The 12,972-nt window shown below is 29.5% G+C and carries 15 protein-coding genes and 1 pseudogene; 3 read left to right on the top strand and 13 right to left on the bottom strand.

The window, feature by feature from the left end; translation table 11 throughout:
- Positions 1–112: 112 nt before the first annotated feature.
- Complete coding sequence (locus F5ESL0246_RS00185; RefSeq protein ID WP_122017544.1) at positions 113–571, bottom strand: hypothetical protein; 459 nt, start codon at positions 569–571, stop codon at positions 113–115.
- A complete protein-coding gene (locus F5ESL0246_RS00180) occupies positions 558–773 on the bottom strand; it encodes a helix-turn-helix transcriptional regulator (protein ID WP_122017567.1) in 216 nt (71 codons plus the stop codon). Before F5ESL0246_RS00180 ends, F5ESL0246_RS00185 begins: the two co-directional genes overlap by 14 nt.
- Before the next feature lie 150 nt (positions 774–923).
- On the opposite strand from F5ESL0246_RS00180, the gene lepB reads away from it, so the two are divergent.
- Positions 924–1,490: a signal peptidase I gene (lepB, locus tag F5ESL0246_RS00175; protein WP_122017543.1), complete on the top strand. Its 567-nt coding sequence runs from the start codon at positions 924–926 to the stop codon at positions 1,488–1,490.
- A gap of 566 nt (positions 1,491–2,056) precedes the next feature.
- Here the strand turns inward: lepB and F5ESL0246_RS00170 are convergent.
- Positions 2,057–2,338 (bottom strand): hypothetical protein, encoded by a 282-nt coding sequence (locus F5ESL0246_RS00170; protein ID WP_122017542.1) that lies wholly within the window; start codon positions 2,336–2,338, stop codon positions 2,057–2,059.
- 110 nt (positions 2,339–2,448) lie between these two features.
- Here F5ESL0246_RS00170 and F5ESL0246_RS00165 point away from each other — a divergent pair, with 110 nt between their 5' ends.
- Complete coding sequence (locus F5ESL0246_RS00165) at positions 2,449–2,736, top strand: hypothetical protein (RefSeq protein WP_122017541.1); 288 nt, start codon at positions 2,449–2,451, stop codon at positions 2,734–2,736.
- Between the two features lie 208 nt (positions 2,737–2,944).
- Positions 2,945–3,389: pseudogene (locus F5ESL0246_RS00160) on the top strand (IS30 family transposase); the annotation flags it as partial.
- Between the two features lie 810 nt (positions 3,390–4,199).
- On the opposite strand, the gene F5ESL0246_RS00150 reads toward F5ESL0246_RS00160, so the two are convergent.
- The 10 genes from F5ESL0246_RS00150 to F5ESL0246_RS00105 all read right to left on the bottom strand — a co-directional run bounded on the left by F5ESL0246_RS00150 (position 4,200) and on the right by F5ESL0246_RS00105 (position 12,902).
- Positions 4,200–4,967, bottom strand: coding sequence for an ABC-2 family transporter protein (locus F5ESL0246_RS00150; protein ID WP_122017539.1), 768 nt, complete (start codon positions 4,965–4,967; stop codon positions 4,200–4,202).
- On the bottom strand, positions 4,964–5,716 hold the full coding sequence (locus tag F5ESL0246_RS00145) for an ABC-2 family transporter protein (RefSeq protein ID WP_122017538.1): 753 nt from the start codon (positions 5,714–5,716) through the stop codon (positions 4,964–4,966). The genes F5ESL0246_RS00150 and F5ESL0246_RS00145 overlap by 4 nt, the downstream gene beginning before the upstream one ends.
- Positions 5,703–6,650, bottom strand: coding sequence for an ATP-binding cassette domain-containing protein (locus tag F5ESL0246_RS00140; protein WP_122017537.1), 948 nt, complete (start codon positions 6,648–6,650; stop codon positions 5,703–5,705). The genes F5ESL0246_RS00145 and F5ESL0246_RS00140 overlap by 14 nt, the downstream gene beginning before the upstream one ends.
- Positions 6,651–7,026: 376 nt before the next feature.
- Positions 7,027–7,356, bottom strand: coding sequence for a hypothetical protein (locus F5ESL0246_RS00135; protein WP_122017536.1), 330 nt, complete (start codon positions 7,354–7,356; stop codon positions 7,027–7,029).
- Positions 7,353–7,604 carry a type II toxin-antitoxin system RelB/DinJ family antitoxin gene (locus tag F5ESL0246_RS00130; protein WP_122017535.1) on the bottom strand — a complete coding sequence of 84 codons (252 nt, stop codon included), beginning with the start codon at positions 7,602–7,604 and terminating at the stop codon, positions 7,353–7,355. Before F5ESL0246_RS00130 ends, F5ESL0246_RS00135 begins: the two co-directional genes overlap by 4 nt.
- Positions 7,605–8,168: 564 nt before the next feature.
- Positions 8,169–10,157 carry a DUF262 domain-containing protein gene (locus F5ESL0246_RS00125; protein WP_122017534.1) on the bottom strand — a complete coding sequence of 663 codons (1,989 nt, stop codon included), beginning with the start codon at positions 10,155–10,157 and terminating at the stop codon, positions 8,169–8,171.
- A gap of 126 nt (positions 10,158–10,283) precedes the next feature.
- Positions 10,284–11,537 carry a tyrosine-type recombinase/integrase gene (locus tag F5ESL0246_RS00120; RefSeq protein ID WP_122017533.1) on the bottom strand — a complete coding sequence of 418 codons (1,254 nt, stop codon included), beginning with the start codon at positions 11,535–11,537 and terminating at the stop codon, positions 10,284–10,286.
- Positions 11,538–11,732 carry a hypothetical protein gene (locus tag F5ESL0246_RS00115; protein ID WP_122017532.1) on the bottom strand — a complete coding sequence of 65 codons (195 nt, stop codon included), beginning with the start codon at positions 11,730–11,732 and terminating at the stop codon, positions 11,538–11,540. It lies immediately after the preceding gene.
- Positions 11,732–12,130, bottom strand: a complete 399-nt coding sequence (locus F5ESL0246_RS00110) for a hypothetical protein (protein WP_122017531.1) — start codon at positions 12,128–12,130, stop codon at positions 11,732–11,734. The genes F5ESL0246_RS00115 and F5ESL0246_RS00110 overlap by 1 nt, the downstream gene beginning before the upstream one ends.
- On the bottom strand, positions 12,111–12,902 hold the full coding sequence (locus F5ESL0246_RS00105; RefSeq protein ID WP_122017530.1) for a replication initiation factor domain-containing protein: 792 nt from the start codon (positions 12,900–12,902) through the stop codon (positions 12,111–12,113). The genes F5ESL0246_RS00110 and F5ESL0246_RS00105 overlap by 20 nt, the downstream gene beginning before the upstream one ends.
- Positions 12,903–12,972: the final 70 nt, after the last annotated feature.

The raw sequence follows: 12,972 nt of genomic DNA, 5'->3' as shown, positions 1-12,972 counted from the left end.
TTAGAGCATTCAGCATTAATTGACTACTATCATTATTTAAAATTAAAACTCAAAAAGCTAATTTCTCATTGTATATGAGAAATTAGCTTTTACTAATCATCATAAATAATACTTATTTTCGTAGGTAATTATATAGACCCAAAATTAATTCAATTAAAAGTAATAAATTCCATAACCCTACCAACACTGCAGATATAATAACTATAACCATTACTTGTTCATTATATCCTACACTCTTACTTAAAATCATACCCCAAGCAAAAAGACCAAAGCCAATCACAAATAATAATACCTTAGTAATTCTATATGCCTGCTGATCTACTTTCATCGTTAGATACCTATCGCGTTCATCATCATCTTCACTGGTACCCACATCTTTTGCACGCAAAAAACTACCAATAGTCACAATGATAGCTAAGACTAACCATACACTATCTTTAAGCAGTTTAATCCACTCAACTTTATATAAAAAATCTCGCCCTAATTCATACAGGCTCAGTACTGAACATAATAAAAAGAAAAATGTTTCTAAATAGTACATTAATTTCCTTTTTTGATTATCTTTCTTCATTCTCAAAGTACTCCTGCAAACAAAATAAGGTTTCAATATTAGTATCAAAAATCTGTGCTAACTTATAAGCTAAAATAATTGATGGTTGATAGCGTTCTTGCTCAATCGAATTTATCGTCAGTTCATTTACCCCTACTTTTTCAGCAAGTGAAGCTTGGGTTAATTTTCGCTTTTCTCTTGCTTTTTTAACTAATTTTTTGATGATATCCTCTCCTTTTTCAGATGATTATGTTGATCTGTAATTAATATTTTATTAAATACATATCAAAAAATCAATCAAATTATTAAGTTGGTTGGATCTTAAAATACACTTTAATTTGAGATATAATAAAAAATAAAAGGAGAATAATTTATGAATACAAATAAAACCACTAAAAAAGAAAGTTGGGGAAAATTTATCTTTGATGTCATCGTTATGACGACAATTACTCTGGGAATTTTTTTCCTTCTATTACGATTTGTAATTTCAAATGATCGCGTTTCGGGTGCATCTATGCAACCTAACTTTGAAGATAATGACCGCTTAGTTACATGGCGCAACTTTTCACCTAAATACAATGATGTCGTGGTACTACGTGCCCCAAAAACTCCCCAAGACGTTCCTGGAGCCTTTTACGTAAAACGAATTATTGGACTTCCTGGCGATACCATTGTTTCTAAAAATGATCAAATGTATATCAATGGCAGATTATTACCAGAACCATACTTAAACAACCATTTTAAAAAAGCTGATAATGTTGCAGGTGAACCCTTTACCACTAATTTTACTTATAAAGTTCCTCAAGGCTATTACTTTGTAATGGGCGACCACCGTGATATTTCCAGAGATTCCCGCTTTTTTGGACCAGTTAAACGTAGTGCATTAATTGGAAAAGTTGTTTTTCGGTACTATCCCTTTAATAAAATTCAAAGCTATTAATCCAAATCAAAAATTAGCAGTTGCTTATAGCGCTTAATTGTGCTTTAATATCTTTAATTTAAAATTAGCAAATTAGTCAGGGGGACTTAAATTGAATGCATTTAAATCACATTTAGCAAATAATCAAATAAAATATAAAAACAGATCACCTAAGCAAAAAGCTGTTAATCGAATTTTGATGCTTTGGTCATTTTTTTGGCATTAGTGGCTAACCTATTTCGACAAGAAATATTTGACTTTTGTCATAGTATCAATTATTTACGTCAACTTCCTAACTCTTTAATAATCATCATTTATTGTTTAATTATAAGCATTGTCTGTGGTTCTACCTGGAATATTTTTAAAAAGAGCACAATTGATTTACTTGAAAAATAAACAAAGCAAATTTAGAACACCAAAAAAGTAGTCTCACGACTACTTTTTTGGTATACATAATAATGTTAAAGGCTCTGCATAGTAACAATTTTATGTTCCGACTATAAGATAGTATGGCAGATTATAGATACATTAATAGTAGCATCAAGTTGCAATCGATTATAAACAACTCAACGCCAATATCTGAATAGTCAATAAGTACACATACATAATAACGAAATTCCCAGTACAAAAAGGCCAACCTTTTGCTCTAATTTCTGATTTTTAGTCATATTATTTTTAATAGTTTTTCCAGATGTAAAACACTTAAAAAAAGATAGGCCAAAGAATAATAGACCGAGTAACATATAGATAATAATATCGATTGATTTAGCATCTGGACGCTTAATATAGTAGTAAATCCCCGCAAATATTACCTGTAAAATTGCAATTAACCGCATTATTTGTTTTTTAGTCAACTTGTTTTCAAACATCTAGTATTTACCTCATTAGTTTCATGGCTGTTCAATATTTTCAATATTGATAAGAAGATTATATAATGAAATAAGGAAATAAGGAGAAAAAATATTATTTTATTTATTAAATGGAAGTGCAAAAGATGCTTAAAAAGGCTAAGAGTAAATTTGACTTGCTAACGTTATTGCAACAGCAGCAATTACCCAATACTAATGAACAGTTTATTATTAAGCAAGCGCTTGTTAAATTAAACCAAAAAGAAAATCCAAATTTAGTTAAAGCTGATGTAAAAGCTGCTTTGACAAAACTTGCGCTAAAAAGACTTCTATCTAAAGAAGGAATACAATTACTTACTCAATTAAGTGAACCCAATATAAATGAAGATGTTGCTAAAACTTCAGCAACTTGGTTTTAATAGCTGTGTTTAACTCATAGCTATTAAATTTAAAATTTTTAATCATACTTACTACCCCTTAATGTAGCGATTAAGCTTGCTATATTAAGGGGTATATTTATTCTCAAAAAATTAATAACGACAAATTTTTTATTTTATACGACTACTACAATATTTCACAATAATTTATAACTATTCAAAACATTTTCTAAAAAGTAAAAGCCCATCAGATGATGAAGTTTTATTGACCTTGTATGAACGAATGACGTGTAAGTTTATGATTATTCCCCTTCCAGACAAGACCGTTATCAGCGTTATGTCTGCCTTCAATGATTTACGTGAGCAGTACAGTGAACATTGGAATGAAGTTTTCAAAACAATTACCACTGACAACAGTTCTGAATTTGCAGATTTATCCCAATTAGAACAAATATTGCAAACATTGGTCTATTATGCCCATCCATTTACTTCATGCGATAAAGGCGGAGTTGAGAAGCATAATCGCATGATTAGACGCTTCATTTCCTAAGGGTAAATACATCAAAGACTATTCTCTTGAGCAAGTCTCTGAGATTAAAGAATGGTGCAATAACTTACCTAGAAAGATACTAGCTTATCACACACCAGATGAATTATTTGAACGCAAGTTAGATTACATCTATCAAGTTAATTAAAGTAGGTGTTCAACTTAAAATTGCAATTTTCGAAAAATCCTTTTTTAACATAATCAAATAAATATTTATCATTAAAACATAAATTAATAGGATATGAATCCACCTTTAAAGTAATCTCCATATCATTATCAAAATAGAATTTATTATGCATGTACTGTATACTAGATTCTATAATGCGATATCCACATATACTTGATACACTTTTATATTTAAAGCTATCCCTATCATCTATTAATAACTCATAAACCTTTTGTTTACCGATTACATCATTTATATTCAATGATTTTAGGTTGTAGGTTACCGTAGCAGGCTCGAATTGATCAATATCGGCAATCAGACAGTTAAGTCGCCATCACCAATAAACTGGGTAGTCATCTTCACCATCGTTCATGTGAATAGCGGTTTTAGCGATAAAAAACATTACCCGTCGCATAATTATTAAATTCATCTACTTGCAAATCCATAATTGAATTCGCTTTTGATAACTCACATAAAGCTGGGGCCTTAAGTAACGCTAGATCTTGTTGAAGCAAATCATATAATATAATTTTTTATCTTCATATTTTTAATTTTCATAAAAATAATGCTCTAATACTTCAAACTCTAATCTTAGTAACGATTCGAAATTTGTACCTTTTCCTCTATACCAATGACTTTAAATCACCTGACAATAAACCATACAACTTGCAGACTACCACATTTAATCTTAAATCACTTAAGAACCAGCTTTGATATTTACAATCAAATTTTAAATTACTAAGTATTTTTCACTAATTGTGTACCCATTTATAACTATACTATCTTTCAAAATTAATTAGCCGAAACATACTTTTTTATTCCTAATTTCCATAAGAATTTAGAAATTACATAAAAAATAACTAGTAAAATCAAATAATAAATAAAATATGACTGTATTCCATATTTCAAAAATTCATTAGTGATATTCGTTGCTAATAATATAGGTATCACGAATACAAAAATATTTTGTATTATTTTAGGAAATATCTTTTTAGGTCTAGATGCAAAATTGAATAAGTCTTCAATAACTCCACCTAATCCTACCAATCCATTAAACCAAAACAGCAGAGTTAAACATATTTGATTCAGGACAAAAATCATCAAAGCAGTTGCAATTATTAAAATATTAATAACTATAAATTGAAATTGTGTTATTGCTTCTTTATTTAGAAAAACGATTAACAAAATATACGTAATTATAAAATTGAAAATACTTGGAATGTCTATACTTTTACCTACAGATAGCCAATACGAAGAGATAGGCCTGACTAGAACATAATCTAAATTGCCTTCTAAGATATCATCATTTAGTTCTTCATGTCCTAATATAAAAAATATGTTATAGATATATGTAGAACAGTTAACAAAAGTTATTAGAATAAAATATTGATTTTCAGTCCACCCAGGAATACTCCGATCATCAGCAAAATAGATATCCCCTGTTACTAATTCAATAATCAAAAATATCAAGGCTAAAATAAAAGTTATAATACTTGTTGTTCTATAAATTAAGAATTCCTCAATACTTGTCTTCCAGATTGTTTTAACAATTCTTATCATGCACCTATACCTTCATATTTTTTAATCCCTATTTTAAAAATATATTTTCTAAGGAAGTTAAAATTAACTAGCCATAAAAGAACTACCCCAAAATACTTAACTGAATTCGTATCAACTCCATTAATCATTAATCTTGCGGGTACATCAGTAACCAAAGAAAAGGGATTATATTGAAGCCAACTATAAATTCTTTTATCTAGCATATTTAAAGGAAAGTACAATCCGCCCAGAAGTAAGTAAATTGCGTTTATTCCGTTACGCAAAGGCCACATATTAATAATCCAAAAACTTAATTCTCCAAGTAACAACATCAAGTTAAAAAACATAAAATTTGCAACTATAAAATAGAAAAATAAAAAAACAACTATAAGAAAATTGTTAGATAGTATTACTAGTAAGCCCAAATAGAATATTAGTATATAAAATTGCTTACCAAAGCTATACAAAAAAATATACCAAAAAAGTGATATAGGCTTAGTTATATACATTGATAATCTTCCAGAGCTAATTAAGTTTGCCAAATAGTAAAGTGGAGTAGTTGTAAATATTAAGGCGGTTGTATTGGTAAGAATCAAATACCTGGCCATATTTATAAAATCAGAATGTGGTAGTAATAAATTCCATACCCATAAAGATACCGCCAAGTTAGCTATTTGCAATATTATTGTAAGAATTATATTAGAGCGAAAAATCACATTATCTTTCATTCCTAAATATAAAACAGGCATATACTTTTTAATTTTTTTCATTAGCTTTATCCCATTCTTTATATATTGATAAAACCAAATCTTCGATTGTCATTCCTTGTCGATTAACAGATATTATATTTTGCTCTCCTACACTATCAATTTCATTCTGTAATTCTGAAATTGATAGTACTTTTTCTTTAGAAACCATATTGTTATTTGGATCCAAGAATTTAACTTTAAATTTTTGATGATCGTTTATATCCACTGGTAACGAATTTAAAGATCCATCAAAAACAATGTGCCCCTGGGCTAAAATAAGTAATCGCTTAGAAATCGCTTCAATATCACGTAAATTATGTGACGTAAATATAATCGTAGTTTGATTTACTCTATTTTCTTCAAGTAAAAAATCATATATATTTTTTTGAGTCCCTATATCCAAGCCTAGAGTAGGTTCATCTAGAAATAAGTATTTGGGTGAATGAATAAGTGTACATAATAACTCACATTTTACTCTCTGCCCTAAAGATAATTTCCGAACAGGAGTTTTGATGATGTCTTTTAAATTCAACACCTCTATTAAATAATTTAATCTTTTTTCATAATCTTCATCATTTAATTGATAAATCGCACTGAGCATATTAAACGTATCCATAGGTGGCAAGTTCCAAGAAAGCTGGGTCTTTTGGCCAAACATTACACCAATATTTCGATAAAATGATCTCCGATGCAAAGCTGGATTCATATTATCAATCCTAATACCGCCTTCAGTTGGTTCTATTATCCCCGTTAATAATTTTGCAAAAGTAGTTTTTCCTGCCCCGTTAGGTCCAATCAATCCTATTAATTCACCATCAGGAATGTTTAAATTTAATGTATCAATTGCCCGCTTTTTTTTATTCTTGCGTTTTAAAAAATCATGCACTGAACCCATTAACCCAGGATTTTTTTCAAATGTTACATAATCGAATGAGACATTATCTAGTCTGATCATTTTCTCTCATTCCTCCCATTAATAATTAATATTATACTCATGTTATTCTTAATGTAAACATTTTATATAGCCTGTGCTTCAGGAATTACTGTTTATTTCTACATGAACACAAAAATAGCAGGCATAAGCCTGCTATTAAGCCATTTTACTACTCTCTAAAATTCTAATTTCAACTACTAAAAATACCTCATGTGTTTCTGTGTGGTTATTTCAAATAATTTCTTTATTTTCCAAACTTTTTACTTATTTCAATTTATTAAAGCATAAAACTAATGGACTAGAAACCAGAAGGTTGCCGACTTCAAACCTTTATATATCAATGTTTACACGACTCTAAATCGCTTAGCTGGTTCCATTTTTGGTTCCAGCTAATTAATTAAAACAATTCACTATGAGTTCCAATAGCAACTAAATACACTATCGTTTTGGACTGCGAATAAATTAATAAGTGATCGCCTGTTTGACCATTAAGATGAATATCAATTATTTTAATGATCATACCTTGTGGATTACCTAAGCCTTTTTTAATTTGCTTAATTAATTTCAGTTTAGCATGAAGCGGGTGAGGCTTAAAATAACTTGGAATACGTTTGCCTTCTATTAACTGATTCACAATATATTTCCAGGCTGTGTGTCTTTCAGAATCAATTTCTTCTAGTAATTGTTCTTTAAAAACATCGTTCCAATTAGGATCAACCTGACTCATAGCAAATTGTTTCTTAAATTGACTAGAAAAGCCAATTTCTTAGTGCCATTCATATCTACTTTTATCTCTGCTAGCGATGCTTGAACAGTTGCACTAAGAGTAGGAACAACATATTGCTTCGAAAGACCCTCAGTTGCAACTTCAGTCAAACTCATTCTAACAAAATCAGAAATACTCAAACGATGTTTTTCTAATTCTTTACTAGCCTTGGCTTTAATATTAGGATCCATTCTTGCTGTTTGTGCCATTATAATTATCTCAGTTTAATTGTACTATCATTGTCGTACAAAGTGATAACAAAAACTTACACCATTCTAAGTTTTCTATAAGAGTAAAAAGCTATTCGGACTGCGAGTGCTAAAGAAGATAATAATTTACCGCAACCAGCCAATGGTGACGCTCGCAGTAAAATCTATAACCATAAAGTTACAATAAAATAAAAGTGCTTCTCATCAAAATTGTGAGCATCCTCTTACTTTATAAAAATGTCATTTTGCACACAAAAAAAGCTGCTACAAATACTAATATATCACTCTTTGTGTCTATCAAAAAATCAGCCACGGAACATAGTAATTTTTATGTTCTGTTTGTGTTCTTAATTATCCTTTCAAACAAAAATTATCCTTTGCGTATCTACTTAAAACCTTGATACACAAAGGATAACTAACTTACATAAATTTAAATTATGCGACTAGAAGTGTAGAGGCTTATGATTCTTAATTTTATTAAACCAATATTTCTAACTATGTGTGAGAAAAGCTTGTGGTTGAATTTGTGGAACGAACAAGAAATTCAACATTCATAAAACAAAATTATTGTTTATTTATATCCACTTTCCCTAATCCAATAAATTCGATTCTCTTATCTCTAGGAATTTGAATTCCCCAATGTTCATTAATGAAATTGACTATTTCTAATCCTCTAGTTTTTATTTCTTTTATAGTCCATTGTTCATTACTAGCTACTCTTTGCTCATCAATAGTTCCAAATTTGTAACCCACATGTCCATGTTCCTTTTTATCTTTAAAAGACTTGTTACCAATTTTTTCATTCTTTTTATTATTTATTACAAGTAAATTACCCAAAGAATTTTTAATTCTAACTTTTTCAGTTTGGGTATACTTACTGAAAAAAGTATTCCAGTTATTACTTTTATTAGGCTTCTCGGGATATATATGTTCAATAGATGGAACGCCATCACTATCATTTCCAAAATATAGGTTATTAACAAATTCAAGAGTCAATGGTTCCTTAGCCTTCTTATATAGATCAAGTATATACTCCGAAATAATATATTTAGTTGGAAAAGTAATTAGATTATGTTCTTTATAAAATCCATTCCTAGATAATTCATCACATAATTTCGAAAAACACGTTTTAAATTCGTCAGATCTAAGAAATTTTTCAATATCTTTATCAAGATTATTATAATTATCAAGCAAATTGTCAAAATTCAACTTAGATTTTAAAACTCTAATTGATATACTAGTAGGATTAGCATCACATAATGAATATATAAAATATATTCGCTCTAACCTTCTCAAAAAGCCTTTACGTTTTGCATTATCATTTGTTGTCAAGAAGTAATAAAGAGATAATACTTTCCAATCCTCTAGTGGACGTCTAAATCCTCTATAAGTAATATCATTTTGTAACTTTAACTTCATAAAATAAATACGAATCTGTTTATCAAAACCTGGATTAACACTAATATCCATAGGATAATTAAAAGAATACCAATATTTCATACTTTTATTAAGACTGCTAACATAATCAAATATATTATCTGGTTTTATTTTATCATTTTCAATGTTACTAACTGTAAAATATTCATCTAATAAAAAATGCCTAAATCCATCTCTATAATAATTTTCTAGCAGTTCATGTTTACTATGATGCTTGAAAAAATATGTAATCGTATGAGCTGTAAGAAACTCATCATCTGATAACATCTTTTCAGGTTTTTTACCAAGAAAATCATATAATTGCTTCCAACAATTATTTATTTGTTTTCGTACAGCCTCACCATTTATCTTGTACTTTCTATGAAAGCGAGTACTTAAATAAATCAATCTATTTTTTAACAATTCTAAAGTTGATAATTGTTTTCCTCTATTATTCATAGTTTCAAATGTCACAAAGACATTAATTTCATGGTCTATCTGATACATATTAAATAATATTTTTGTTGTCAACTTCAAATAAAGTTCTTGAATTTGACTAAATGATAACTTATCAAGTTTATCAATAAAAAAAGAAAATGCATCTTTTAAATTTTGATTATATTTGTTATTTATTATATTTACATTATATGTATCTAATCCTAAAATTTTACTTTTAAAAAATGCATCACTAGAGTTTTTATCATCATATCCAAACAAAACAGTATAATCTTTAGTAGAGTTGCCTTTATATTTTACTAAAAAAGTTTTTTTAATATCATCAATACTATAAATATTAATTACTTTTCTATTGTTTTTATTCATATTTTTAACTATTGCAGATATTAATATAATTATGCTAGTAAGTCTTTGCTGTCCATCAACAACATATAGTGGCGTATATCCTCCAAGATCTACAATCCAAGAATCATTTGGCAATACATCATCGTAATCTTTGCGATCAATTTTATCTGTAGTAATAACACCCATATAATAAGAGCTTGAAATATCAAAATTTATGATATCATTCCAAAAAGCAGAGATTTCGCTTTCGGTCCAAGCGAATCCTCGTTGATAGTCTGGTATCCTAAATATAGTGTTATTAAATAATTCATACAAAGAATTTAATTGTTTTTCCATATAATCATTCCTTTCAATGACAATATTTTTCACACAAGTAAGCTAGTTAACCATTATTATATATTCTACCTTTATAAAACTCTAATAACTTTACTATACTCTTATTTTGAAAAACCAGTCTTAAACTTAGGTATTAAATCTATTAGTAATATTATCATTCATAACTAAATCTGACATCTCAATATTTCTATCTTCATCAACATGCACATAAGTTTTCATAAACATCTTGACTGTATGACCCATACGACTTGCTGCCCACGGAAAAGACATTCCTGGAGTATTGCCCAACTTAGTTGCTACCGTATGCCGACAAGTGTACATACTAATATTTAGACCATTACTATCTATTCCGACTTGCTCACAAATGTTTTTTAACATATCATTCATGCTTTTTTGAACTACTGGATAGCCTAATGCACACAAACGATAATCCTTAATATTCAACATGATTAAATCATTTTTATTAGCCATATCATGCTCAAAGAGAAATCTATTCTGACGATGTTTAAACTTCTCAAATAACTGTAAAAGTGGTTCAGGAAGGGGCAAGGTTAGTCTAAATTCGCCTTTAGGCCTACTCTTCAAATGACCGTTAAACTGTTTTTCTTTTTCATTCCATGAATTATTTATTCTGAAAACTTTATACTTACCATCAGTGACTAAATTAGACCATTTAAGGCCTTGAATTTCTTGTGGTCGCATACCAGTTTGCAAAGCAATTAAAATTGCAATTTTAGTAGTCCAATGACTGACACTAGTTGTATTTAATTGACGATAAATTTCAGCTTCAATCTTAGCAATTTCATCATTTGTAAAAACATATTTTTTAGCTGGTGACACCATTTCATCACGTCTAAAAAATTTTGATAATGCCTTAATTGGTACCGGATTTTTTTCTAAGCCATAATCTTGTAAACTGAAAAAGAAACCTCGCAAATTTTGTAATTGCCTAGCAATCGTACTATGAGCTGTAACAGTTACCTGGTGTGTTCTAACATATTCTCTTGCAAAATTACGAACATCTTTTTCTTTAACTGCATAAACTTTCTTTTTACCAAAGAAGCGTGACACTAATTTAACCGTATACTTCCAATTATCATACGTAGTAATTGACGACCAACGACCTAAACGATATTCTTCTTCAACATATCGATTTAAAGCCTCTGCAAGTGGCTGATTTAACACATCTAACGCAAAATTTTTGCGTTCACGATAACTTACCCACATTTTCTCTTCTAATTGCTTAGCTTCACGTTTATTAGTCGTTTTAGTAATTCTACTTGGTACTGAAATAGTCTTGCCAGTTTCATTATCTGTTGGCTGTATTCTAACGCGATATTTACCAACATTCTTACCAGTTTTAATTAACGTGATTGCCATTTATTTCTTCACGACCTTACATGTTTGTTTAGAAAGTAACCACGCTTGTACTTCATCAAAGACATAATATTTACGTCCAGCTTCTGTTAATTGATGATATGGGCACCCGTTATCAATTAACTTAAAAAAATATGTATAACTCACACCTAGCTTTTGGGCTATTTGCCGTGCATTCAATAATGTATCACCAAACATTATTTTTCCTTTCCTGTATCTCTATCCTTTAATTCTTGTTGTAAATTACTTAATATTCTTGAAAAGTCTTGCCTAGAACTCTCAGTTTTAATGAATTGCGATTTTCTAATTAATGAATCTGATAGCTTAACGCCGCCTATTTGATTAGGCTTATCAAGATACTGATTTAAAAATTGGTAAAACTGATTTAAACCTATCCAACCATAATTGTCCTTAATTAAATACAAAACACCTGCAGCTCCATCTAATAAAAACCACATTATTGTTTTGTTTAATGACAAGTCTAAATTAGCTTTTTCTTGATCCAAATTATTAATTCCTAGTCCACTCGCTAGTTCTGTTAGAACTTTCCATTCTGGTGCAAGATTGTATTTTTCCTTAATCTTTTTTGTATTCAACTAGCGACCACCGCTCTAATACAATTCCTAGCAGGTCTGAATAAATATCTTGCTTATTCAATTTAGCTACTAATTCGCCGATTTTGTGAGCTGTTTTACCTTTAAATTCGCCTTCAAGACGTACCCAATCATGACAGCCTTTAGACATACTTCGATAACGTCCATCAGGTCGATCTTGCTCAATCTTTTTATCATAAATCCTTAGAAAACAATCGCTAGTTCTAGCACCAACATAAATAGTTTCTACTTTTTCAGCATTACTAATAAATTTCAAACGTACGGACGGAATTCGATTACCTTGCTTATTTAAAAATATCAATTCCTGATTCATAATTCTTTTAGCAATTGAATCAGCCGAAAAATTATAGTCAATTAAATCAGTTGCAATATCAATTCTTGAAACATGACCTTGATATTCTAAATAAACCTGCTTAATGAGATTTTGCCAATCAACTTTTAAACCAGTATAATCTGCAACCAATGCTTCATAGACAGCTTTACCAACAGCAGTAAAATCGATTGAAATTCCCATGTCCTTTCTGTCAGGGTTCCACATTACCGAAACATATTTCTTTTCATTAGAACCAAAATTATAGCTTTTTGAATAACCATTTTGACCCTTACTTTCAGCTTTAATTTCAAAATAATCTGAAAGAGCAAAAATTTTATTTGCTAACCGTAATTCATCTACATCTTCGATACGAAATGTATTTGCTACATACGGAATGTAAAATCTAATTTGGTCAATGCTAATCATATTAATTTCTCGCATTTTTGCCTCAAAAATTCTCCGTTACCCCCATATTATTATACGGGGGTAGCCCGCACGCTCCGCTTGGACG

The organism is Lactobacillus sp. ESL0246 (assembly GCF_003692965.1).
In the GTDB taxonomy this organism is placed as follows: Bacteria; Bacillota; Bacilli; order Lactobacillales; family Lactobacillaceae; genus Lactobacillus.
Note: the sequence above shows the minus strand (reverse complement) of the source record. Positions and strands in the feature narration are given on the sequence as shown.

Coding starts and splice junctions, on each gene's coding strand:
- F5ESL0246_RS00185 (WP_122017544.1), bottom strand. CDS start 571: ATGAAGAAAGATAATCAAAAAAGGAAATTAATGTACTATTTAGAAACA.
- lepB (WP_122017543.1), top strand. CDS start 924: ATGAATACAAATAAAACCACTAAAAAAGAAAGTTGGGGAAAATTTATC.
- F5ESL0246_RS00170 (WP_122017542.1), bottom strand. CDS start 2,338: ATGTTTGAAAACAAGTTGACTAAAAAACAAATAATGCGGTTAATTGCA.
- F5ESL0246_RS00165 (WP_122017541.1), top strand. CDS start 2,449: ATGGAAGTGCAAAAGATGCTTAAAAAGGCTAAGAGTAAATTTGACTTG.
- F5ESL0246_RS00150 (WP_122017539.1), bottom strand. CDS start 4,967: ATGATAAGAATTGTTAAAACAATCTGGAAGACAAGTATTGAGGAATTC.
- F5ESL0246_RS00145 (WP_122017538.1), bottom strand. CDS start 5,716: ATGAAAAAAATTAAAAAGTATATGCCTGTTTTATATTTAGGAATGAAA.
- F5ESL0246_RS00140 (WP_122017537.1), bottom strand. CDS start 6,650: ATGATCAGACTAGATAATGTCTCATTCGATTATGTAACATTTGAAAAA.
- F5ESL0246_RS00135 (WP_122017536.1), bottom strand. CDS start 7,356: ATGAGTCAGGTTGATCCTAATTGGAACGATGTTTTTAAAGAACAATTA.
- F5ESL0246_RS00130 (WP_122017535.1), bottom strand. CDS start 7,604: ATGGCACAAACAGCAAGAATGGATCCTAATATTAAAGCCAAGGCTAGT.
- F5ESL0246_RS00125 (WP_122017534.1), bottom strand. CDS start 10,157: ATGGAAAAACAATTAAATTCTTTGTATGAATTATTTAATAACACTATA.
- F5ESL0246_RS00120 (WP_122017533.1), bottom strand. CDS start 11,537: ATGGCAATCACGTTAATTAAAACTGGTAAGAATGTTGGTAAATATCGC.
- F5ESL0246_RS00115 (WP_122017532.1), bottom strand. CDS start 11,732: ATGTTTGGTGATACATTATTGAATGCACGGCAAATAGCCCAAAAGCTA.
- F5ESL0246_RS00105 (WP_122017530.1), bottom strand. CDS start 12,902: ATGCGAGAAATTAATATGATTAGCATTGACCAAATTAGATTTTACATT.